Source organism: Acidobacteriota bacterium (assembly GCA_020349885.1).
Lineage (GTDB): Bacteria > Acidobacteriota.
The window spans coordinates 1,748,373-1,770,018 of the sequence record CP070701.1 but is presented as its reverse complement, the minus strand read 5'-3'; the positions used below and the strand labels follow the sequence as shown (position 1 = coordinate 1,770,018).

Here is a 21,646-nt window from a genome sequence, read left to right as displayed (position 1 = left end):
AATGGAAAAACGAAAATGAACGTCCGTCCTTAATCCACCCGAATCTACCAGTTGCGTGCAGAATTTGGTTAACCTCCCACCAGAGTGGAAGAATACAGTATACACCGCCCGGAAGCGTTTGTCAAGTGGGTGTATAGGTTCACTACATGGTAAACACCTTGGGAGGGTGTTTGGGGTCTCCAATAGCTTCTACTCGCCGCCGCCCCGTCATTCCCTCGTCCCCGGTTTTATCATGGCGTTCTCCTTTTCCCGGTTTACAGAGCGGGAAATTGTTTATCAAGGTGCTTCTCGAAGCGTTTAAAATCGTTTTTCACATCGGGATCCTCTATCACGTCATAGCATACGAACGTCTCCAGGGGCGTCATGGCAAAGAATCGGAAAGTCATGTGCATGGGCCAGAAGAGATCGTCGACGCTCCCGCCCTGAAAGAGATATTGATCGGGGTCGTCGAAGGCTTCCTTCGGGGCGTTGAAGGTGAGCGACAGCATGTACTTCTTGCCTTCGAGAGAGCCGCCGGTGCCGTACTGCTTGGACGGGTCGCTACGCCCGTCACCGTCGCATAACTCCCCCTCTATTCCCGCCGAGTACACGCAATCCATGTATTTCTTGAAGCTCCAGGGAACGCCCATCCAATAGACCGGCGTCTGCAGGATGACGGCGTCGGCCCACACGTGTTTCTCCACTTCCTCCTCCACGTCGTAGGAATCCTTCATGGTCGTGACCTTGACGTCGTACCCTTTCTTCTCCAGATGGCTCCTGGCCATATCGACCAGCGTCCGGTTCAGCTTTCCTTCTGAAAAGGGGTGGTGCTCGTGAGCGTTGATAATAAACACGTTCTTCATATGTTCCTCGCCTCCAGGGGGTGTCGATGGTCTTTCGGGTAAGGTTATCTTAGGTGGTTGCTGGAGTCAACGAGCATGCTTCTCGTAACATACTCAACGACAACCGGAGAGAGAGCCAATGCCATACAATCGGAAGCGTTTAAGAAAGAACCGCTGCGGATGCCTCGTAGGGGTGCCCCGGACGGCTTCGGCGGGGCCGTGCCGCCGCTTAGTAGCTATCTTCACCCCCCTAGGGGGATTGGAACATAAGGGGGAAAAATAATGAGGATCCTCCTTGACAAGCTCCTTTTTGTGCATGTAGATTGCTATATAACCATATAGCTATAAGGAGATAACAATGAAAGCCCTACCCCCTGAAATGCTGAAACAAGTGAGCACAATCTTCAAGGCGATGGGCGAGCCGAACCGCCTCCTAATCCTTCAGGCACTCTGCCGCGAGCCCATGTGCGTGAAAGAGATAGTTGAGGTGACGGCGATGCGGCAGGCGAACGTCTCGAAGCATCTTTCCATGCTGAGGACGTCGAGACTCGTCGGAGTCGAGCGGAACAACGGCAAGAGCATCTACTCCCTCTCTGATCCGCGCATCCCCAAGATATGCGACATCGTCTGCAGTTCCGTGAGCGATCGGATCAAGGAGTCCGCGCTCGTCGCGCGCTCCATGAAGCGCAGGCAAAGGAGGTCGTCATGAACGTAGCTCGTTTCCTTCCCGCAGCATTCCTGATTGCCACTATCGCCGCCCCGCTGCTGGAGGCGGATGAGCTTTCGCTCAAGGAGGCGATCGATCTCGCTGTTGCGCACAACCCCGCCCTGAAGGCTACCGAGCTGGAAGGCGACGCGGCGGCCCACGGCGTCGAGGCGGCGCGAGCAGCGTGGTTTCCCAGGCTGGACCTGTCGATTACCACGCAGGAGACGACGGTGCCGGGTTATGCCTTCATGGGGAAGATGAGCTACGGCGGTTTCACGATGGCGGATTTCGCGCCCGCCGCGATCAACGATCCGGACCCCGTTTCCGCTTCCCGCTACGGCCTTGAGGTGCGCCAGCCGCTCTACTCCGGTGGGGCCGTTGCGGGAGGCTACGAAGCGGCGCGCGCGGGATCAGATGCCGCGCGGCACGCGTCGCAGCGTCGCAGGGATGCCCTCGTCTTCGAAGTTCGGGAGGCGTATTACGCATGCCTTCTAGCAGACGAGAGGCTCTCGCTCGCTCGGGAGGCCCTTGAGACGTCCGATGCCATGCTTGCACGAACCCGGCAGCTCTTCGAGGACGGTCTCGTTCTCAAGAGCGACCTGCTTCGGTGCCAAGTGCGGCGCGCGACGTACGAGTCGGATCTCAGCCGCGCGGAGCACGATCGTACGACCGCCTACCGGAAACTCGTGAAGCTCATGGGCGTCGACTCGGCCGTGCCCGTGCTGTCGACGAAATTTTCCGAGGTCGCACCGCCGCCCAGGCGCTTAATCGACATGGAAGGCATGCTCGCCGGCCGCGCCGATTACATGGCGGAGCAGGCGAGAAGAAAGATGCTCTCGGGTGCGGAGAAAGCGGCGAGAGCGGCCTTCCTTCCCCGCGCGGTGCTGTTCGCCGGCGGGGAGCGAAATCACGAGGACTTGTGGAACGACGGCCAGGGCGATTACTACTTCGGCGTATCGCTCCAGCTGAACGTCTTCCGCGGGGGAGCCGACCGGGCGAGGCTCGCGTCCGCCCGGCTCGAACGCCGGGCCCAGGAGCTGAGACTAGAGGAGATGAGGCGCGGCATGGCCCTCGACCTCTTCCACGCCGAGGGGGATCTCGACGATGCGCACCGCCAGGCGGAGATCGCGCGCGATGCCGTCGAGCCCGCCGAGGAGGCCTACCGGATCCTCTTCCAGCGCTACGGCGAGGGCATGGTGACCGTGGACGAGCTTCTCGCCGGGGAACTCGCGCTTCACGAGAGCAAGATGCGGTACGCGAGCGCTCTTTATCAACTCGAAATTGCCAGGGCCAACTACGATCTTGTCACAGGAAGCAGAAAGGACACCCCATCATCATGAAGAAACACCGTTTGTATCCGATCATATTCCTGCTCCTCCTTCCGCTCGGTTGCGGCGGAGAAGCCGAACGCCGAGAGGAAGCCGCGGCGCCGATCACGGTGCGGACGCGGGGAATCGACGTGTCGAAGGCCGCGGCGACCTTTGAAGCCATCGGCACGATCGAGGCCAAGGACTCGGCCGCGCTTGGAACCAAGATCATGGGGCGCGTGACGCGTATCCACGCCTCCGAAGGGCAGTCCGTGAAGAAGGGGCAGGTGCTCGTCGAGATCGACGCGGGCGACGTCGCCGCGAAACGTGCGCAGGCGGAAGCCGTGCTCAAGGAGCGCGAGTCCCAGTACCAGCGCATCCAGAGGCTCTTCTCGGAGGGTGCCGCCACGCGGCGCGAGCTCGACATGGCCGAGGCGGCCTACGAGAGCGCGAAGGCGTCCAAGGAGGAGGTGGACAACATCCTCCGCTACAAGGACGTGCACGCCCCGTTCGACGGTGTCGTCACGAAGAAGCTGACCGACGAGGGGGTCGTCGTCGGCCCTGGGCAGCATCTCCTGACGGTTGAGAATCTGGACGAGGTAACGGCCCGCGTCTCGGTTCCCGAGAACCGGATTTCCGGAATCGAAAAAGACGACCGCACCGATGTCTCAGTGGAAGCCGTTGAAAGAATCTTCGAGACGGCGGTGAGCGAGATCGTCCCTTCGGCGAACGGCGGGGGCAGGATGTACGATGTGAAGATCGAGATCCCGAACGAGGACGGCGTCCTGAAGCCCGGAATGACGGCGCGGGCTCGCTTCGATCTTCCCGAGGGAAGCGCACACAGCCTGATTATCCCGCAGGAAGCGGTGGTGTCCTACGAGGCGCTCGACGGCGTGTTCGTCGTGCAGGACGGAAGGGCGCGATTCCAGCTGGTGCGAGTCGGCAAGAGCGAGGGCGGCGAAGTGGAAATCCTCTCCGGTCTCGAGCAGGGTGACGTTATCGTCACCGGCGGCATGGAGGGGCTGAAGGACGGGCAGCCCGTCGTCGCGGAGGAGTAGTAGTCATGGGTCTCGCGGGAAGGATGGCCCGCTTCTTCATCGACTCGAAACTCACGCCGCTCGTGGTGCTCGCGGCGCTTCTCGTCGGGCTCGCGGCGGTCATGGCGACTCCCAAGGAGGAGGAACCCCAAATCGTCGTCCCCATGATGGACGTCATGGTGGGCTGGCCCGGCGCCGACTCGAGGGAGCTCGAGAACCGGATCACTATTCCCATGGAGAAGAAGATCTGGGAAATTCCCGGCGTCGAGTACGTCTACTCCATCACGAACCCCGAGAGCGCGCTGCTCATCGTCCGCTTCTACGTGGGGGAGGACGTCGAAGACAGCCTCGTTAGGCTCTGCAACAAGCTCTATGCGTTCCAGCACGAGCTCCCGGAAGGCTCCTCCCCGCCGATGATTCTCTCGAAGACTATCGACGACGTCCCCGTGCTCGCGCTGACGTTCTGGGGCGAGGCGGACGTGGCCGAGCTGCGTGCGGTCGTCCTCCAGGTGGACGAGGAGATCAAGCAGATACCCGACGTGAGCGAGACGAACCTCCACGGGGGCCTCTCGCGCGAGGTGCGAGTCGAGCTCGACGCCGCGCGGATGGCCGCAAACGGCGTGGATCCCGCGGTGATACACCAGCAGATCACGAACGCGAACACGCTCTGGTCGAGCGGCGATTACACGCGGGGCAATGCCGTGATCGCCGTCGAGACGGGCCGGTTCCTCGAGAGCGCGGAGGAGGTAGGCCGCGTCGTGGTCGGCGTGTCCGGCGGCCGCCCCGTACACCTTGACAGCGTCGCCGAGGTTTCGGACGGAACCGCGGAGCCGAGGGAATACGTCTTCTTCGGCGCGGGCGAGGCGTGGGAGGGGAAGAGCCTGCACGGCTTGGTCGGGGCCGTCACGCTTTCCGCCTCGAAGCGCCCCGGGGCGAACGCCACCGAGCTCACGCACGCCATACTCGAGAAGGTGGACGCGCTGAAGGGGCGGGTCATCCCTTCGGACATAAACGTGACCGTCACGCGGGATTACGGCGAGACGGCAGCCGAGAAATCCCGGGAGCTGATAAAGCACCTTCTCATCGCGACGTTCTCCGTCGTGCTTCTCATAGCGATAGCCCTTGGCTGGCGGGAGTCGATCGTCGTGGGCACGGCGATCCCGGTGACGCTCGCCCTGACGCTGTTCATCTATTACGCCTACGGCTACACGCTGAACCGCGTGACCCTGTTCGCGCTTATCTTCTCGATAGGTATCCTCGTGGACGACGCGATCGTCGTCGTGGAGAACATCCACCGGCATTTCGTCACGCGCCGCGACAAGGGGGAGAGTCTACTTAAGGTCGCCGTGGAGGCGACGGACGAGGTGGGAAACCCCACGATCCTCGCGACGTTCGCCGTGATCGCGGCGATCCTCCCGATGGCGTTCGTGACGGGACTGATGGGGCCGTACATGGAGCCCATTCCGGTCGGGGCGAGCGTGGCGATGCTCTTCTCCCTCCTGATCGCCTTCATGATTTCTCCGTGGGTGTCCTACCGCGTGCTTCGAAACGTCAAGGGCCACGGCGGCGGAAGGGACAAGCGGGAAGACTTCCTTACCGGCGTCTACCGGCGGATCATGGGGCCCCTTCTCGGGAAGGGAGCACTGCGGCTCGCCTTCTTCGGGGGTGTCGTCGTGCTGCTCCTTGCGGCGATGAGCCTGTTCTACTTCGGGTCCGCGCGGGTGAAGATGCTCCCGTTCGACAACAAGAGCGAGTTCCAGGTCGTTATCGATATGCCGGAGGGGACTCCGGCCGAGCGGACACTGCGCGTAGCGCGCGAGATGGCGGACGCCATGGTGGAGCATCTGCCCGAGCTTGCGAACTACCAGATCTACGTGGCGAACAGCGCGCCCTTCAATTTCAACGGCCTCGTGCGCCACTACTTCCTGCGGAGGGAGCCGCACCTCGCCGACATCCAGGTGAACCTCGTCGCGAAGCACGACCGGGACCGCCAGAGCCACGAGATTGCAAAGAGCATGCGCCCCCGCGTCGAGGCCGTGGCCGACCGCCACGGCGCCGCGGTGAAAGTCGTGGAAATCCCGCCGGGGCCGCCCGTGCTCTCGACGCTCGTCGCCGAGATCTACGGCCCTGACGTGAACCGGCAGCGGGAGATTGCGGCGGACGTAAAGAGGATATTCGAGGAAACGCCGGGCGTCGTGGACGTCGACTGGTACGTCGAGTCCCCGCAGGAGAAGATCCGCCTCGAGGTGGACCAGGAGAAGGCCGCGCTCCGCGGCGTCGCGGTCGACCACGCCGCGATGGTCCTCCGCACGGCCCTCGAGGGCATGCCCGCGGGCCTCGTCCACCTCCCCCGCGAGAAAGAGGACGTTCCCGTGATGCTGCGCCTGCCGGAGGCGGAGCGATCGAGCGTCGATGATCTGAAGAACATCCGCCTCGCGGGGAAGGGCGGCTCCATGATCGCGCTCGAGGACATCGTGCGCGAGCGGCCCTCGCTGGTGGACCAGACGCGGTACCGGAAAAACCTGCAGAGGGTCGTGTACGTGATCGGCGACATGGCGGGCGTCCAGGAGAGCCCCGTCTACGGCATCCTCGCCATGAAGGAGAAGCTCAAGGACTACGTCCTCCCCGAGGGCTACACGATGCGGCAGTGGTTCAAGGCGCAGCCGTTCGACACGTCGGAGTATTCCGTGAAGTGGGACGGCGAGTGGCAGATCACGTACGAAGTTTTCCGCGACCTCGGCATCGCCTTCGGCGTCGTGCTCGTCCTGATCTTCATCCTCGTCGTCGCGTGGTTCCAGTCGTTCAAGGTGCCACTCGTGATCATGGCGCCGATCCCCCTCACGCTGGTCGGGATCGTCCCGGGGCACGTGATGTTCGGCGCGTTCTTCACGGCGACCTCGATGATCGGCTTCATCGCGGGGGCGGGGATCATCGTGCGCAACTCGATTATCCTCGTCGACTTCATCCAGCTCAAGCAGAAGGAGGGCATGAGCGTGGAGCAGGCCGTCGTGGAAGCGGGGGCGGTGCGGTTTCGCCCGATGCTCCTGACGGCATCGGCCGTGATCGTCGGGAGCATCGTCATCCTTTTCGACCCGATCTTCCAGGGGCTAGCCATCTCGCTCATGACGGGCGAGATCGCCTCGACGCTCCTGTCGCGGTTCGCCGTGCCGCTCCTGTATTTCGACGCCCATCGCAAGGATAAGGGAATGAGCGCATGAGACGGCCGGTAGTATTAACCTGAAAACATCTTACGGAGAGAAACGCCATGACCGTTAATGAGGGACTTCGACTCGCCGCAGGCACGTTCACGATCGCCTCGGTCGCCCTGGGCTACTACGTGAGCCCGTACTGGTTCCTGTTCACCGTGTTCGTGGGTCTTAACCAGATCCAGAGCGCGTTCACGCACTGGTGCCCCATGATGTGGTTCCTACAGAAACTCGGCCTCAAGCGCGAAACGGTGTGCGGATAGAAGTTGAGTGCGTCCCCGACGGGTCCCGACTGGAAGTCGGGATAAACTCGCCTGAGGCGAGAAATATTTGAACCTTGGCTGCCGCCAAGCAAGCTTTACCCCGACGCACCTTGCGTCGGGGCCGTGCCGCCGCCGAGAATAAGCCGGGTTATTTGGCGTCCCCGACGGGATTTGAACCCGTGTCGCCGCCGTGAAAGGGCGGTGTCCTGGGCCGGGCTAGACGACGGGGACGGCTGTTTCCTCAGGAAGAATAGACGGCGTGCTCCTGCCTGTCAAGGCTTGCGGGCGGCGCCGCCTTCCCCCCCTACCCTCTCCCGCGTAAACCCCAAACGCCCTCCCTGAGCGTTTACTGTATTGAACAGTTGCTCGCCGCCGCCCTCCGTGATAGGATAGTTCGCTATGCCGGAGGCTGCAAAGGCGCCCGAGACTCCGTTTTGGGTGTGGGCCGTGTACGTGGTCTACTGCATCGAGATGAGCGTGATACTCGCGTTGCTTCCGTGGTCGAACTACTGGGAGAACAACTATTTCTTCCGCGCCCATCCGGCGCTCATGGCGGTCGGGGTGAGCGGGTACGCGCGGGGGGCCGTGACGGCGCTCGGGGTCGTGCTGTGCTACATGGGACTGGAAGGCTTGATTCGCAGAACATTGAAGACAAGAGTTCCGGCAAGACCGTGAAATGTTTCGCGTGTATTTCATTACGGACCGACATCTGATGAAAAGGCGCTATATGCAAATCGTGCGCGAGGCGGCGAAGGGAGGGGCGGAAATGATCCAGGTGCGCGAGAAGGACCTGGCCGACGGCGAGCTCCTTGAGCTCACGAGGCGCGTCGTGCGCGCCGCCCGCCCCTATCGCCGGAAGGTGCTCGTGAACGGCCGCTTCGACGTGGCGCGGCTCGCTGGCGCCTCGGGCGTGCACCTGGGGAAAAGCACCGTCCCCGTCGAAGCCGTCCGCCGCGCGATGGGAAAAAATTTTCTGATAGGCTATTCGGCGCACAGCCTGCGCGAGGCGCGCGAGGCCGAGCGGCGGGGCGCGGACTTCGTAACCTACAGCCCGGTCTTCCCCACGCGCGCACCGTGGAAGGGCAGGCCGAAGGGCCCGGCACAGCTCCGCCGCGTCGCGGCGGCGCTTCGCATTCCCGTCTACGCGCTCGGCGGCGCTTCTTCCGCGAACGTGTCGCGGCTCGAGAAAACGGGCATCCGCGGCGTCGCGGCCGTCTCGGCCATCGCCTGCGCGAAATCGCCGAGCGAAGCGGTGCGGGCGCTGCAAAATTAGAAGAGGGCACACGTATGCACAAAACCGTCATGATCATTGCCGGCTCCGACTCGGACGGAGCCGCGGGACTCCAAGGCGACATCAAGACGCTTGCCGCCCTGCGGCTATACTCGACCTGCGTCGTCACGGCCGTGACGGCGCAGAACACCCAAGGCGTGCAGGCCGTATTCCCCGTCCCCGCGACCTTCGTGGGAGCGCAGATCGAGGCGGTCGTGAGCGACATCCCGCCCGACGCGGTCAAGATCGGCATGCTCGCGACGGCCGAGAACGTGGAAGTCGTCGCCACGCTCATCGAGGCCCTTTCCCTCAAGAACATCGTCCTGGACCCCGTCCTGCGCGCCTCGACCGGCGTGGCCCTTCTCGAGGAGAAAGGCATCGAGCCCCTCAAGAAAACGTTGTTCCCGCTCGTCACCGTCATCACGCCCAACGTCGAAGAGGCCTCACGTCTCGCGGGCGTGGACGTGAACGAGACGCGCTCAATGCAGGAGGCGGCGAAAATTCTTCACGACTTCGGCCCCAAGTTCGTCATCATAAAGGGCGGCCATCTCGACACGTCGCGCCCCCTCGACCTTCTCTACGACGGCAAGAAGCACAGCGTCTACGACGCGAACCGCGTCGCCTCGCGCAACACGCACGGCCTGGGCGACGCGTTCGCTTCGGTGGTGGCCGCGCGCCTAGCCGTCGGAGAGCGCGTCGAGGTCGGAATCGATATGGCAAAAAAATACATCGTCAAAGCCATGAACCACCCCTTTGCCATCGGCAAGGGAGAAGCCGGCCCCCTCAACCACGGGGTGCCCATCTAAGAAAACAACGTGCGAAAGGAGAAAAGCCCATGAGTACGACCTTAAAAGTAACTCTCTGCTTCTTGGCGCTTGCCCTCTTCTTGGTCAGTACGGGATGCGCCAAAGGCCAGCCCGAAGCGGAGACGCAAGAGACGGCCGCTGCGACCGAGGAAGTGGCCGAGCCCGTCGAGGCGGAAGCGGCGACGGAGGAGGCGGGCGAGACCGCCGAGAGTCCCGAGGCTGAGGGAGAAACGACTGAGACGGAGGAAACGGCAGTTGCTGAAACGCCGGAACCATGAACCGAAACCTCCGATAAAGTCGAAAAGATCAGCCCCGCACCTTCTGAAAATTAGCCAAACACCGTCCCCTCTTTTCCACGTAAAGGGGGGACGGGTGTTTGGCTAGGCCGGGCAAAAGGAAACTATTAAAAAAGGAGAACGTCAAATGAGAAACACAACGATCCTCTTTGTGATAGCGCTCGCATTTTTCGCCTATGTGGCGGGCATGGGATGCGCGGGAAGCCAGGAGTCCTCCGAGCAGGCGACGAAGGAGCCCGCGCAAAAGACTCAGGAAGTTTCCAAGACCGAGGCGGCGGAAACGCCGCCGAGTCCCGAAGCGGACGAAGGAGAGAAAAAGGTGGAAGAAACAAAGAAAGAAGCGACGGAGAAGGCCGCGGGTCCCGTCATAGACGACAAGGCCCTCCCGCAGGTGACCATCAAGACCTCAAGAGGCGACATCGTGCTCGAAATGTTCGAGGACGACGCCCCCAACACGGTGGCGAATTTCATCAACCTCGCGGAGAAAGGATTTTACAACGGCCTGATCTTCCACCGCGTCATCAAGGATCCGCCTTTCATGATTCAGGGCGGCGACCCGACTGGCACGGGCCGGGGCGGCCCCGGCTACCGCTTCGCCGACGAGTTCAGCAAGCGCAAGCACCTGCGCGGCACGCTCTCGATGGCGAACTCCGGGCCCAACACGAACGGAAGCCAGTTTTTCATCACGCACGTGCCGACACCGCACCTCGACGGCAGGCACACGGTCTTCGGGCAGGTGCTGAAGGGACAGGACGTGGTGGACAGCATCGAGCAGGGAGACAAGATGATCGAGGTGCGCGTGGACCGGAAGCGCAGCCATCCCTACAAGCCGAAGGTGCTCTAGCAGGCAAAAACGCGCCGGGCGCACGCTCTCCATGCGCCTTTACAACACGCTGACGAGGCAGGTCGAGGCGTTCGAGCCCCTCGAAGAGGGGCACGTGCGCATGTACACGTGCGGCCCCACCGTGTACGACTACGCCCACATCGGTAACTACCGCACGTTTCTGTTCGAGGACGTGCTGCGCCGCGCGTTCCGGTACCTCGGCTACCGCGTGACGCAGGTCATGAACCTGACGGACATCGACGACAAGATAATAAAAAACGCCCGCGAGCACGGCCGGCCGGTTTCCGAATTCACGAAAACCTACATCGACGCTTTCTTCGAGGACCTGGACACACTGGGCATGGAACGCGCCGAGGTCTATCCGCGCGCCACGGAGCACATTCCAGAGATGATTGCGCTCGTCGAGAAGCTCCTGGAGCTCGGCGTCGCCTACCCGGCGGAGGGCGGGATCTTCTACCGCATCTCGGAATTTCCGGGCTACGGACGCCTCTCGCGCTTCGATCTGTCGCAGGCGCGGCGCGGCGAGCGCGTCGCAAGCGACGAGTACGGCAAGGAGGACGTGCGCGATTTCGCCCTCTGGAAGCTCGAGGACGACCCGGACGTATCATGGGAGGCGCCCTTCGGCCGGGGCCGTCCCGGCTGGCACATCGAGTGCTCCGCGATGAGCGTGAAGCACCTCGGGGAGACGTTCGACATTCACGCGGGCGGCGTGGACAACATCTTTCCGCACCACGAAAACGAAATCGCTCAAAGCGAGGCGGCGCTGGGGAAGCCGTTCGTACGCTTCTGGCTCCACGCCGAGCACCTTCTGGTGGACGGGCGCAAGATGGCAAAGAGCGAGGGTAATTTCTACACCCTGCGCGACCTGCTCTCGCGCGGCCACCGCGCGGAGGCGATCCGGTACCTCCTCCTTTCGTGCCACTACCGGAAGCAGCTCAACTTCACGCTCGACGGCCTCGCGCAGGCCGAGACGACCGTGGACCGCTACCGCGACTTCATGCACCGCCTCGCCGTCACGTCGTATCCCGAAGGGCGCAACGCGGACCTCGACGCGCGGCTCCGTGAGGCGAAGGAAAAATTTCAAAACGCCCTGCGCGACGACTTGAACGTCTCGGAAGCCCTCGGCGTGATGTTCACACTGATGGGCGAGGTCAACACCGAGGAGGCGAACGGGCGGCTCTTTCGGGAAGACGCCCGAGAGATCGCCGAGGCGTTCCGCGGCTTCGACTCCATCTGGGCGCTCGAAGAAAAAGACGAGGCGCAGGCGCCTGGGGACGCCGAGATCCAGCGCCTGATCGCTGAGCGGGACGCGGCGCGCGCGTCCAGGGACTTCAAGCGCGCGGACGAAATCAGGGACGCGCTCCTCGAGAAGGGAATCGTTCTCGAAGACACGCCCTACGGGACGAGGGGAAAGCGAAAGTCGTGAATCGGGCCGCTTCCGGAAAATTTTCGGCAAGATTTCAGATGATGCGATTCGACACAATGCCCTGAGAAGATAATTCGAGTTATGCGTGGGGACATCGCCGACGTGGTCGTCGTGGGGGGAGGGATAATCGGCTGCTCCGTTGCGCTGGAGCTCGCCTCGAAGCAGCGCTACCCGTCCATTCTTCTGCTGGAGAAAACCCCTTACCTCGGCGACGGCACAAGCACGAGAAACAGCTACGTCATCCACGCCGGAATCTATTACCCGCCCGGCTCGATGAAGGCGCGCTTCTGCGTGGAGGGGAACCGGCTCACCTACGAATTCTGCGAGAAACACAACATAGCCTGCTCGAACACGGGAAAGCTCGTTCTGGCCTCCGCGGAGGAGGAGATACCAAAGCTCGAAGAGCTTCAGAGGAACGGCACGGAGTGCGGTGCTCCCTCTTTAGCCCTCCTGAGCTCCACGGAGGCGCGCAAACTGGAGCCCAACGTCCGCGCGGCCGCGGCACTGCACAGCCCGTCCACCGGAGTGTTCGACGCCGCGCAGTGGTTCCGCGTCGTTGAGGGGTTGCTTTCTGACTGGGGCGTCACGGTGCTCAAGGAAACCAAGCTCATCGACGTGAGCCCCGCCGACGACCACTTCACGGTCGCCACGGACCGCCGGGGCGAGGTCGACGCCCGCTACCTGGTCAACGCCGCCGGCCTGTTCTCCGACGAGATAGCCAACCTCGTAGGCAACAGCTACCGCATCCACCCGTGCCGGGGAGACTATTTCACCGTGGTCGAAGCCAAGAGTCACCTGGTCCGCGGGGCGGTGTACCCCTTGCCCGAGGCGCATGGCCTCGGAATCCACCTCACGAAGCTCACCGACGGAACCATTCTAATCGGGCCGGATTCCCGCCACGTCGCCGACAAGGACGACTACTCCACCCTGCCGGTCTTCGACGACGCCGGCGACCTGCGGTTCGACTCCGAGCACTTCAGAAGATTTTTCGAGAGCGCAAGGGCCATGCTCCCCATGCTCGGCCCAGAAGACATCCGGCTCGCGCACTGCGGGATAAGGCCGAGGCTCCGCCCACCAGAAGACGCGACGTTCCAGGATTTTTCCGTGGAGCGCGACAGCCGCCATCCCCGCATGATTCACTGCCTGGGCATCGAGTCGCCGGGATTGACGGCGGCGCTTCCCATCGCCCGGCACGTGGCGGCGCTTATCCGGGAGATGGACTCTTGAGGAAGAAAACGCCGCGGAAACGGCCCCGCCCTCCCGCCGTTAAGCCTAAGTCCGCCCGGAGCGGATCGCCAAAAATCCACCTCCGCGACGACGGGTTCCTGTCGCCCGAAGAGCGCGCCGGGCTGAAGCGCCTCGCTGCGCGAGTCGTCCGCGAGGAACGGCACCCGGCCACGGAGCTTTCCCTGTGGCTCACGACGGACGAGAAAATTTCAACGCTGAACAAGCGTTTTCTCAAGCGCGACGGCCCCACGGACGTGATTTCCTTTCCCGACGGCGAGCCGCACCCCGACGGGACGCTTCCGCTCGGCGACATCGCCGTCTCCGGCGAGACGGCGCGCCGGAACGCCCGCCGCTACAAGCACGCCTTCTTCGACGAGCTCCGGCGGCTCGTCATACACGGCGTTCTGCACCTTCTGGGCCACGGCCACAAGAAAGATGCCGAGATGCGCCGCCTCGAAAAGCTCTATGCTAAGATGAAAGTGTGAGCCTCGAAAAACCCGTGTCCCTGCCCTTCGTGACGGCCCGTCCCGTTTTCCTGAGGAGCGAAGCGTTTCGAAGGACGGGACGGGCCTCCTCAGGGGCTCGGCTTTTGATTTCTTCAGAGATTCCGAAAGTATGATTTCTTCAAAAGAGCCGCCGTCTCCCGCCGTCGAGGAAGCCCCCGAGGGCTTTCGGTCGGGCTTCGTCCATCTCCTGGGCCGGACCAACGCCGGCAAGAGCACGCTTCTCAACGCCCTCGTGCGCTTTCACGTGGCCGCCGTCGGCGCGGCGGCCCAGACCACGCGCCACCGCATCCTGGCCGTCCGCCATGAGCCCGAGTGCCAGATGGTTTTCGTGGATCTGCCGGGCCTGCACCGCCCGCTCCACCGCATGAACGAGCGGATGCTCGGAATAATTTCGCACTCGCTCGCCGACGAGCCGGACGCCGTTCTGTTCGTCGTCGACGCCTCCGCCCCCTTCGGCGCGGGCGACGAGTTCGCCGCCGAGCAGCTGAAAAGCGTCTCCTCGCCCGCCGTTTTGGTTCTCAACAAGGTGGACCTGGTGGGAAAGCCTTCGCTCCTGCCCCGCATGGAGCTCTACCAGAAGGTCCGCGATTTCAAGGCCCTGGTTCCCGTCTCCGCCCTTCACGGCGACGGCCTCGAAGCTCTCCTTAGGGAGACCCGCGCGCTCCTGCCCGAAGGGCCGAAGTATTTTCCCGACGACTACCTCACGGACCGGCCCGAGCAATTCCTCGTCGAGGAACTGATTCGCGAGGCGGTCATCCGCCCCCTGCGGGAAGAAATTCCGCACAGCACGGCCGTCTCTCTCGAGCGGCAGGAGGAGAAGGAAAACGTCGTCGTGGTGCAGGCGGCCGTCTGGGTCGAAAAAAATTCTCAGAAAGGCATCGTCATCGGCGAGCGCGGGCGCATGATAAAGAAAATTTCAACCGGCGCGCGGCGGATGCTGGAAGACTTTTTCGGCAAGAAGGTTTTTCTGGAACTCCGGGTTTCCGTCAAGGAAGGCTGGCGTGACCGCGACGCGGCGCTCGACGCGCTCGGCATCACGGCGAAAACGTAGCCGCGCCGCCTCCACCCATGAGCAAGCGAGCGGACTGCGTCATCGTCGGAGGCGGCATCATCGGCTGCGGCGCCGCCTATTACCTTTCCAAGCTCGGCGCGAAACGCGTTCTCCTCTTGGAGCGGGAAAAGTTCCTCGCCACCGGCGCCACCGCGAAGAGCGCCGCCGCCGTCCGCCACCTCTTCACGACGCCGATCAACATACGCCTCTCGATGCGCAGCCTCGACGTGTTCGAGCGCTTCGAGGAGGAATTCGACACGGACCCCGCCCTTGTCCAGAACGGCTACATGTTCGTCGCCCCGAACGACGCGCAGTGGGAGATTCTCCAAAAAAACACCGCGATCCAAAAGGCGCAGGGCGTGCGCGTCGAACTCGTCGGGCCGCGGGAAATCCTGAAAATTGTTCCGCAGCTCAACGCGGAGGACGTGCTGGGCGGCTCTTTCGGGCCGCGCGACGGCACCATCGACCCGAACTCCGTCACCATGGGCTACGCGCAGCGCGCCAGGGCGCAGGGCGTAGAATTTCTGATGGAGTGCGAGGCGACGGGTGTCCGCGTCGAGGGCGGCCGCGTGCGCGGCGTTGAAACCGACAAGGGACGCATCGAAGCGCCGTTGCTCATCGACGCCTCCGGACCGCACCTTGCGGTGCTGGCCAAGAAAATCGGCGTCGACGTTCCGGCGCTTCCCTACCGGCGCATGCTTGCGACCACGGAGCGCTTCGACAAAATTACGAAAACGCTTCCCCTCACTATCGACATGGCCTCAGGCTGGTACTGCCGCCGCGAGGCCGACGGCGTCATGATGGGCCGTGCGAACAAAAAAGAAATTTCCTCTTTTGACGAGACGGTGGACTGGAGCTGGATCGAAAAAATGATCGAGGCGGGCGTCCACCGCGTTCCCGTCCTCGAAGAAGCGCAAATCTCCAAGGCTTGGGCGGGCCTCTACACAGTCACGCCCGATCGCCACCCCGTCGTGGGGCCGCTTCCGGGCGTCGAGGGGTTCTACCTGATAGGCGGCTTTTCGGGACGCGGCATCATGCACTCGCCCGCCGCGTGCGAGGCGCTCGCCCAGCGAATTCTTCTCGGAAAATCAGATCTCGACATCGACCCGCTCCGCTTCGAGCGCTTCGCCGAAGGCGACCTGCAGGTCGAAACTGCGGTGATCTAGTCCGCGCCGTGCTTCTTTTCGTACTTCGCCAGCGTGTCGCGTAGCTGCTTCGCCGTTTTGGTTTTCATGAGCTCGTCGCGGAGCTCCCGGTCGCGGAAGAAACGCGCAATCTTGGCCAAAATTTGCAAGTGCGTCCGCTGGTTTTCCTCGGGCCCCAGGAGAAGAAACACGAAGTGCGCAGGCGACTGGTCGATGGAATCGAAGGGAATGCCTTTCTTGATAAACGCCAGGGCCAGAATCGTTTTCTCGATTTTCTTGGACAGCGCGTGCGGCACGGCGAGCGAGCGGCCGATACCCGTGGAGTAGATTTCTTCGCGCTGGCGCAGCAGCTCAAGCGCGTCGTCCGCGTCCTCGAGGAGCTTTTTCTCCTTGAGGAACCGCACCATTTCATCGATGGCCGCGAATTTCTCCTTGGCCTTCAAATTCATGAGGATGTGGCTTTCGGGAAGGTATTCCATCAAGCGGGGCATGGCATTCTCCTTCTTCGGGTCGGAAATTATTAAAGGGCAGCCTCGCGCAGCGAGGCGAGCACCGTTTCGCTCACGTCGGCGGCGCGCAGGTATTCGCTTTCGAGCTCTTCGATGTAGAAGCGGTCGAGGCCGCTGTTGAGGATAAAGTCCTCGCGCAGGGCAGTGTTCTTCCGCTCGATAATCTGGGGCAGGAGTTGCTGGACGTAGAAGGCCTCTTTCCGGATGTCGAGGACGACTTTGTCAAAGAGCGCGACTGGAACGTCCTCCTCGAGGAGGCCGCGCTGGCGGAGCTCCATGGAAACCTCCTGACGGAGCGTTTCGATCGCCTCACGGTTCCGCAGGTCGGAGTAGTAAAAGCTGCGGATGTGCTGCTTGACGGTCTCGTGCACGAGGCGGTAGAGGCGCTCCTCGGATGCGAGCTCCGCGATGGCGTTTGCGAGATCGCCGAGCGAGGCTGCGCCTTCCTCGATGTCCTTGAGGCCGTCCCGCAGGGTCGCGACCTTCCGCCGTCCATAAAGCGGCACGTACTTGTTCTCCACTAGGGGTTTCAGAAAGAGGGCCTCGAAAAGGCCCGGCTCCAGCTCGTCGATAACCTTCTTGTTCCCAAGGAGGCTGCGCACCTTGTCCTCGGGCAGGGTGGCGCCGTCCATAAAGGCGAGCTGGTTGACGTTCGCGAGAGTCGAGTCGAAGCGGTCGAGATAGGTGACCACGTTGCCGAGATTTTCGAGTGGGGCGAGGTCGCCGCTCTCGGCGGCGGCCTCGTCGCATGCGCGGCCCGTGTCGAGAAGCACCTGCTCGAAAAGATTGTTGTGCTCTTCCGTGGCGCGGCGCTTCGCCATCAGGAGTTCCTTGATGTCGTGCGCCGTGATGCCGGTGTGCGGCGCCTGGTCGCCGAGGAAAAGGCTTTCGAGAATCTGGCGCGTGCGCTCGACATAGTCCGCCTCTTCCCCGATGTGGGCGACGCGGGTATCTTCCTCCAGGAGCAGCTCGTCGAGTATGTCGAGAAGGCTGGACGGGACGTTGTGGCGGAGGCTGAGCGTCCGCAGCCGCTGGAGGCGCGCCTGATGCGTTCTCGTGAGGCCCTCCTTCGCGCTCGCGATGAGCACGTCCTTGTAGGTCTCGACGAGCTTCTGATTCTCCTCGTGCTTGTAGATAACGTCCATCCGGATGCGTTGCTGCTGGTAGTGCTCGACGCCGAGCTCTGCCGCGAGGTCTTCCAGCAGGCGCATGTCCTCGTCCTTGGGAAAGGCGTGCGCCTTGTAGACTTCAAGGAAGGAGTTCCGGTAGCGCATGTGGATGAGGTTCACGAGTCGGAAAAGGTACAACACGGTGTCCTGTTCTTCGAGCGCCTCGTGAATCGCGTGGGCGAGGGCGACGTCGTCCTGCCTTCCCACGAGCGGCGTCCGCTTGAGCGTCTTTCCCACTTTGCGGAGGATGTACTCCTGGCGGTGGCGGATCTCCCCCTCGAAGGAACTCGGAATCAAAACGTAGTAATTGGCGACGGCGTTGCCCTCCATGAACACGGTGTGGTAGTTCTCCGAGCCCTTGCTCTGGTTGGAAAAGACGAGCTTGCGCTTGTCCCGGCCGTAGTACGTTCCGAACATTACGAGGCGGTTCAGCACTTCCTTCTTGACCAGATCCCGGACGGGCTGATCGACGCCGAACATATACTCGCCGACGCTTCCGCCGGGACCATTGTAACGCAGCCCCTCGGGCGTGAGGGCAAATTCGAACCCCGAGGAAAAAACCCTAAAGGTCATGCCCGACTCTTTCGCGTGCTGCTCGTAGAAGTAGCGGTCAGCGACGTTGCGGCCCGCAACGACGGCGTAGCACTCGATGTTGGGCGTAATGTGCCCGTGAAGGGTCACATCCTGAATCATGGTTAGTGCGGCATTAGGAACGTATCTTTCCTATAAGATTATCACTTCCCGCCTGGACATTCAAGCTGCCTTCCCCCAAAGCTTGCCCACGTTCCGGTCTGGAGACGCAGCCCCGACGTGCCGGGGGCGGAAATGGTCTCGTTCGGCGCGCCTACCGCCGCCGCTTTTTCCTGGAAAAGGAAAGCGTTTCCCAGGGAAACGCGAGCTTGCGCGAGGTGCGCACCATGTAGTAGTCGGGCGCGTAGCTTATGCCCCGGCGAACGCAGTAGGAGAAGGTGCGCACCTGGGTGAATCTCATTTGGTGAAGCGCCTCGCGGTAGCGCTCAAACGTGTTGCCCGAGTGGGCTACGTCCGTGACGAGCAGGACGTTCGCGGAGGCGGCTTTCGGCGCGAGCGTCGTCAAGGCGAGCTGGAGCGGCGAGCCCTCCTCAATGATGTCCTGCCCCCCCCCATGGCGTCTACGGCTTCGCCGCACCGCGACGATGAACGCCCCCGAGAAGTGCCCCCCGATAAGAGCGGCGATGGTAACCCCTCCTTTTCCCACACCCACAATGAGTGAAGGTTCAAAACCGTCGCTCCGCAGGTCGTTCGAGAAGTCCTGAAGCACGCTCACGAGCCGGTTCCAGCGGACGAATTGAAAGGCGGTCAGGACACGGCCAAGCTGCCACATCACAATCACGGCGGCCGCGATGACCACCGCCACGGCGGCACCTCGAAAAAGCGGGTTTTCAATTCCCATTGGTTTACTTGCTCAAAACAAGGAGGTTATCTTTGTAACGCACGTTGCGGGGGCATGTCAAGTTATCCCAGAACTCAAGGCTCGGCGGGAAAACACCGCCAGCGGACGAAGCGCATGGCGTCGAGGGCGGGTTGGGAAGATTCGCCGGGGGCGGCCAGGTAATCGAAGGCGTAGACAAAATCGCTTTCCGGACACTCGGCAACGCCCACGGCGTGCAGGCGGTCGTGAACCTTTTCCAGCGCCCAAAGGCCGGGCACGTCGCCGAAGACGGCGTTTCCGTTCTCAAGGAGCGAACCTTGGAGTTGCCCGATAAGGTGATGCGAAAGGTCAAGTTCCTGCGGCAGGAGAACGGTCAACCGCCACTCGCCGCCGCCGGGTGCGCGCAGGGCGACAATTTTGACGACCTCGTTGCCTTTCCCCCACTCGATGCCTCTCCTCCACTCGTTGCCTTTCCTCCACTCGAGGCCCTCGAACGAGACGCTCCACCCCCGCGGAAGCTCCACCTCCGCCGCCATCGACGGACAGTTCACGCGGCCGAGCCCTCGGTGGCAATAGCCCTTGAGGGGAATGCGAAAAGGACCTTTGTTTTCATCGCTGAAATACAGCTCGTTTCGGTCCTCGGCGGGACGGCGGAGCGCGAGCCAGGGCACCCCCGCGCCGCACAACGGCCTCACCCCGGCCACAAGCGGGAGAATCGACTCGCGGCCGTCAACCACGTTCTCCAGGATGTTGTAGGGAACGGCCATCCGGTAGTCGGCGAGGCGCCTGTTCAGCGGCGAATCGATGAAGCGCTCCTCCACAAGGCGTTTGTAGCTGAAGGGGCGCGGCGCCAACACGCCCGACATGACTACCTCCGGGTCGGCGAAACTCCAGCTATAGAGGTTCGGAAAAGCGTCCGTGTAGGCCCGGAGGAATTGTCGGAGAGCAGCTCGGCCGAAGAGATCCATTCTCACGGACTGGACAACAAAACCATCTCGGCGCACGGCACCTCGGACATGGAGCAAAAATTCCTCACCCAAAAAAGGATGGTGAGCCGTCATGCCGTTCGCCGGAGGGAGACGCACCACGTCGAACCCCGACTTTGCCGGGGCAAACCCTCCCTGCCGCGCCGCCCAAAGGGCGAAATTTCCCGTTTGCACATCCACGCCCGTTTTCGGATGGGAGAAGGAAAGAATTTCCGAGGCCCCCCGCGTCCACGCCGGGGAAGGAAACACGAGCGCGAGCGCCTCGACGCCGCCGGCCTCAAGCACTCCGGCCGCCGTGAGCGCGTTCCGCGGCCAGATGAGCGCGGCGCGGCGCGCTTCGCCGTGGGCGAGAATCGGGGCGACGCTTGCAAGGTACGTGTTGCCGTAGGGGATGCCGAGATCGCCGTCCACGGCCACATGGCGCTCTCCGCGCCAGTCCACCCACAGCCCGACCGAGTGCTCCGCGTCTTCCCAGGCGCCCGTCACGCTCTGCACGGCACCGGCCGCGTCCATGCCGGAAAAAAAAACGGGCTTGGGAATCGGCGGCCTAGCGAGCCAGACGAGCGCAGCGGCAAACGCAAGTGCGGCGAATACACGCTCCATTCTTATAGAGGAAGAAGCAAATCGCTTCCCGAAAAATGCGGCAAGGAGGGCGACGAGCGCCGGCACCGCCGCCGCGCGCAGCGCTCCCAGCGTCGGAAGAAGGAAAAACAATAACGCGAGCGCCCCCGCCGCGGCGCCTCCGCAGAAGGCGGCGCCGTTTCGCCCCGCAGCGCAGGAGGCCAGCCTGACGCTTACGGCCGCCGTCAGGAAGGCCGCCGCCGGCACTAAGACCAGCGCGGTCATGGCACTGCGGGGCTCTCCAAGCGAAAACGCAAGGCCCCGCCCCGCATAAGCGGCGAGAACGGCAAGGGCGAGCGAAGCCAGGGCGAAGCGCGCCGCGGAACCCGGCAGGCTTTTTTCTTGTTCCAGGACTCGCCCGCGGCTCCAGGCCATTCCCAAAAACGCGCCGGCCCAGAGCGCCGCTCCCGGGTAGGCCCACGAGGAGGAAGCCACCGTGAACAGACGATGGAAGAGGGCGAGGGTCAACCCAGCCGCTACTCCGAAAAACAGGGGCACAATGCGCTGCGCCACTACCTTGCCGCTTGGCAAATCGGAAGATTTTTCCGCCTGAGCGAGCGTCAGGACATGGAAAAGCGTAAGCGCGCCCTGCGCCCAGAGCGCGCCCACCAAGCTGAGCGCGACATGGGCGGCCAACGCGCCCAGCGAGGCGCCAAGGAGCACAGCCTGCGTGGGGGGCCCGCCGGAAGCGAGTGCTCGGGATCCCCACCATGCCCAACAGAGCATGGGCGGCGCCAGAAACGCCGCATGCCACAAGCCGAGGGCCGGCGCGTCCGAAGAAACCAATGGAGCGAGGATTCGAAAAAGCGGGAAGCCTGCCCAGTGGGCGAGCAGGGGAAGCCATCCCAGGAGGGCGAGCGCCGGAAAGCTCCAACCGTGGCCACGTTCGCTCGTCACAGCGACTTTACGGCACAGGCTGTGCGTGAGGGCGTAAAGCACAACGCCCGCAAGGCCCCAGCCCAAGAGGTTGCCGATGACGGGCGCCTGCGCCATCGAGTAAGGCCAGAGCGCATGGAACCACAGCACCGGATAAGCGGCC

At 62.9% G+C, this 21,646-nt stretch carries 20 protein-coding genes and 1 tRNA gene; 15 read left to right on the top strand and 6 right to left on the bottom strand.

Annotated elements, in window-relative coordinates; genetic code table 11:
* Window positions 1-254: 254 nt before the first annotated feature.
* Complete coding sequence (locus JSV08_07615; protein ID UCF80369.1) at window positions 255-842, bottom strand: NAD(P)H-dependent oxidoreductase; 588 nt, start codon at window positions 840-842, stop codon at window positions 255-257.
* 337 nt (window positions 843-1,179) lie between these two features.
* Here JSV08_07615 and JSV08_07610 point away from each other — a divergent pair, with 337 nt between their 5' ends.
* Genes JSV08_07610 through JSV08_07590 form a run of 5 tightly spaced genes read left to right on the top strand, consistent with a single transcriptional unit; the run spans window position 1,180 to window position 7,340 of the window.
* Complete coding sequence (locus JSV08_07610) at window positions 1,180-1,530, top strand: winged helix-turn-helix transcriptional regulator (GenBank protein ID UCF80368.1); 351 nt, start codon at window positions 1,180-1,182, stop codon at window positions 1,528-1,530.
* Window positions 1,527-2,867 (top strand): TolC family protein, encoded by a 1,341-nt coding sequence (locus JSV08_07605; protein UCF80367.1) that lies wholly within the window; start codon window positions 1,527-1,529, stop codon window positions 2,865-2,867. The genes JSV08_07610 and JSV08_07605 overlap by 4 nt, the downstream gene beginning before the upstream one ends.
* Entirely contained in the window at window positions 2,864-3,892 is a 1,029-nt protein-coding gene (locus tag JSV08_07600) for an efflux RND transporter periplasmic adaptor subunit (protein ID UCF80366.1), read from the top strand. Before JSV08_07605 ends, JSV08_07600 begins: the two co-directional genes overlap by 4 nt.
* Window positions 3,893-3,897: 5 nt before the next feature.
* Window positions 3,898-7,089: an efflux RND transporter permease subunit gene (locus JSV08_07595; GenBank protein UCF80365.1), complete on the top strand. Its 3,192-nt coding sequence runs from the start codon at window positions 3,898-3,900 to the stop codon at window positions 7,087-7,089.
* Window positions 7,090-7,136: 47 nt separating this feature from the next.
* Window positions 7,137-7,340, top strand: coding sequence for a DUF2892 domain-containing protein (locus JSV08_07590; GenBank protein ID UCF80364.1), 204 nt, complete (start codon window positions 7,137-7,139; stop codon window positions 7,338-7,340).
* A gap of 153 nt (window positions 7,341-7,493) precedes the next feature.
* On the opposite strand, the gene JSV08_07585 is transcribed toward JSV08_07590, so the two are convergent.
* Window positions 7,494-7,571, bottom strand: a tRNA-Glu gene (locus JSV08_07585).
* Between the two features lie 168 nt (window positions 7,572-7,739).
* Here JSV08_07585 and JSV08_07580 point away from each other — a divergent pair.
* From JSV08_07580 to JSV08_07535, 10 genes are all read left to right on the top strand, one after another.
* The gene (locus tag JSV08_07580; protein UCF80363.1) at window positions 7,740-8,015 is read left to right on the top strand and encodes a hypothetical protein; all 276 of its coding nucleotides are present in this window, start codon (window positions 7,740-7,742) and stop codon (window positions 8,013-8,015) included.
* Window positions 8,016-8,052: 37 nt separating this feature from the next.
* Window positions 8,053-8,613 carry a thiamine phosphate synthase gene (locus JSV08_07575; GenBank protein ID UCF80362.1) on the top strand — a complete coding sequence of 187 codons (561 nt, stop codon included), beginning with the start codon at window positions 8,053-8,055 and terminating at the stop codon, window positions 8,611-8,613.
* A 14-nt stretch (window positions 8,614-8,627) separates the two neighbouring features.
* Window positions 8,628-9,416 (top strand): bifunctional hydroxymethylpyrimidine kinase/phosphomethylpyrimidine kinase, encoded by a 789-nt coding sequence (thiD, locus tag JSV08_07570; protein UCF80361.1) that lies wholly within the window; start codon window positions 8,628-8,630, stop codon window positions 9,414-9,416.
* Window positions 9,417-9,445: 29 nt separating this feature from the next.
* Window positions 9,446-9,694: a hypothetical protein gene (locus JSV08_07565; protein ID UCF80360.1), complete on the top strand. Its 249-nt coding sequence runs from the start codon at window positions 9,446-9,448 to the stop codon at window positions 9,692-9,694.
* Between the two features lie 205 nt (window positions 9,695-9,899).
* Window positions 9,900-10,556, top strand: a complete 657-nt coding sequence (locus JSV08_07560) for a peptidylprolyl isomerase (GenBank protein ID UCF81861.1) — start codon at window positions 9,900-9,902, stop codon at window positions 10,554-10,556.
* A gap of 31 nt (window positions 10,557-10,587) precedes the next feature.
* Window positions 10,588-11,982 carry a cysteine--tRNA ligase gene (locus tag JSV08_07555; protein ID UCF80359.1) on the top strand — a complete coding sequence of 465 codons (1,395 nt, stop codon included), beginning with the start codon at window positions 10,588-10,590 and terminating at the stop codon, window positions 11,980-11,982.
* 81 nt (window positions 11,983-12,063) lie between these two features.
* Window positions 12,064-13,209 (top strand): FAD-dependent oxidoreductase, encoded by a 1,146-nt coding sequence (locus JSV08_07550; protein UCF80358.1) that lies wholly within the window; start codon window positions 12,064-12,066, stop codon window positions 13,207-13,209.
* Entirely contained in the window at window positions 13,206-13,694 is a 489-nt protein-coding gene (ybeY, locus tag JSV08_07545; GenBank protein UCF80357.1) for an rRNA maturation RNase YbeY, read from the top strand. Before JSV08_07550 ends, ybeY begins: the two co-directional genes overlap by 4 nt.
* 130 nt (window positions 13,695-13,824) lie before the next feature.
* Complete coding sequence (gene era, locus JSV08_07540; protein UCF80356.1) at window positions 13,825-14,766, top strand: GTPase Era; 942 nt, start codon at window positions 13,825-13,827, stop codon at window positions 14,764-14,766.
* A gap of 17 nt (window positions 14,767-14,783) precedes the next feature.
* Window positions 14,784-15,932: an FAD-binding oxidoreductase gene (locus JSV08_07535; GenBank protein ID UCF80355.1), complete on the top strand. Its 1,149-nt coding sequence runs from the start codon at window positions 14,784-14,786 to the stop codon at window positions 15,930-15,932.
* Here JSV08_07535 and JSV08_07530 read toward each other — a convergent pair.
* From JSV08_07530 to JSV08_07515, 4 genes are all read right to left on the bottom strand, one after another.
* Window positions 15,929-16,402, bottom strand: a complete 474-nt coding sequence (locus tag JSV08_07530) for a PTS sugar transporter subunit IIA (GenBank protein ID UCF80354.1) — start codon at window positions 16,400-16,402, stop codon at window positions 15,929-15,931. The two genes, JSV08_07535 and JSV08_07530, sit on opposite strands and share 4 nt — an antisense overlap.
* A 29-nt stretch (window positions 16,403-16,431) precedes the next feature.
* Window positions 16,432-18,282: a TIGR04442 family protein gene (locus JSV08_07525; protein UCF80353.1), complete on the bottom strand. Its 1,851-nt coding sequence runs from the start codon at window positions 18,280-18,282 to the stop codon at window positions 16,432-16,434.
* Window positions 18,283-18,433: 151 nt separating this feature from the next.
* Window positions 18,434-19,021 carry a hypothetical protein gene (locus tag JSV08_07520; GenBank protein ID UCF80352.1) on the bottom strand — a complete coding sequence of 196 codons (588 nt, stop codon included), beginning with the start codon at window positions 19,019-19,021 and terminating at the stop codon, window positions 18,434-18,436.
* A gap of 74 nt (window positions 19,022-19,095) precedes the next feature.
* Window positions 19,096-21,633 carry a hypothetical protein gene (locus JSV08_07515; protein UCF80351.1) on the bottom strand — a complete coding sequence of 846 codons (2,538 nt, stop codon included), beginning with the start codon at window positions 21,631-21,633 and terminating at the stop codon, window positions 19,096-19,098.
* Between the last annotated feature and the right edge of the window lie 13 nt (window positions 21,634-21,646).

Coding starts and splice junctions, on each gene's coding strand:
- JSV08_07610 (UCF80368.1), top strand. CDS start 1,180: ATGAAAGCCCTACCCCCTGAAATGCTGAAACAAGTGAGCACAATCTTC.
- JSV08_07555 (UCF80359.1), top strand. CDS start 10,588: ATGCGCCTTTACAACACGCTGACGAGGCAGGTCGAGGCGTTCGAGCCC.
- era (UCF80356.1), top strand. CDS start 13,825: ATGATTTCTTCAAAAGAGCCGCCGTCTCCCGCCGTCGAGGAAGCCCCC.
- JSV08_07590 (UCF80364.1), top strand. CDS start 7,137: ATGACCGTTAATGAGGGACTTCGACTCGCCGCAGGCACGTTCACGATC.
- JSV08_07550 (UCF80358.1), top strand. CDS start 12,064: ATGCGTGGGGACATCGCCGACGTGGTCGTCGTGGGGGGAGGGATAATC.
- JSV08_07575 (UCF80362.1), top strand. CDS start 8,053: ATGAAAAGGCGCTATATGCAAATCGTGCGCGAGGCGGCGAAGGGAGGG.
- JSV08_07535 (UCF80355.1), top strand. CDS start 14,784: ATGAGCAAGCGAGCGGACTGCGTCATCGTCGGAGGCGGCATCATCGGC.
- thiD (UCF80361.1), top strand. CDS start 8,628: ATGCACAAAACCGTCATGATCATTGCCGGCTCCGACTCGGACGGAGCC.
- JSV08_07580 (UCF80363.1), top strand. CDS start 7,740: ATGCCGGAGGCTGCAAAGGCGCCCGAGACTCCGTTTTGGGTGTGGGCC.
- JSV08_07520 (UCF80352.1), bottom strand. CDS start 19,021: ATGGGAATTGAAAACCCGCTTTTTCGAGGTGCCGCCGTGGCGGTGGTC.
- JSV08_07605 (UCF80367.1), top strand. CDS start 1,527: ATGAACGTAGCTCGTTTCCTTCCCGCAGCATTCCTGATTGCCACTATC.
- JSV08_07530 (UCF80354.1), bottom strand. CDS start 16,402: ATGCCCCGCTTGATGGAATACCTTCCCGAAAGCCACATCCTCATGAAT.
- JSV08_07525 (UCF80353.1), bottom strand. CDS start 18,282: ATGATTCAGGATGTGACCCTTCACGGGCACATTACGCCCAACATCGAG.
- JSV08_07595 (UCF80365.1), top strand. CDS start 3,898: ATGGGTCTCGCGGGAAGGATGGCCCGCTTCTTCATCGACTCGAAACTC.
- JSV08_07560 (UCF81861.1), top strand. CDS start 9,900: ATGGGATGCGCGGGAAGCCAGGAGTCCTCCGAGCAGGCGACGAAGGAG.
- JSV08_07565 (UCF80360.1), top strand. CDS start 9,446: ATGAGTACGACCTTAAAAGTAACTCTCTGCTTCTTGGCGCTTGCCCTC.
- JSV08_07615 (UCF80369.1), bottom strand. CDS start 842: ATGAAGAACGTGTTTATTATCAACGCTCACGAGCACCACCCCTTTTCA.
- JSV08_07600 (UCF80366.1), top strand. CDS start 2,864: ATGAAGAAACACCGTTTGTATCCGATCATATTCCTGCTCCTCCTTCCG.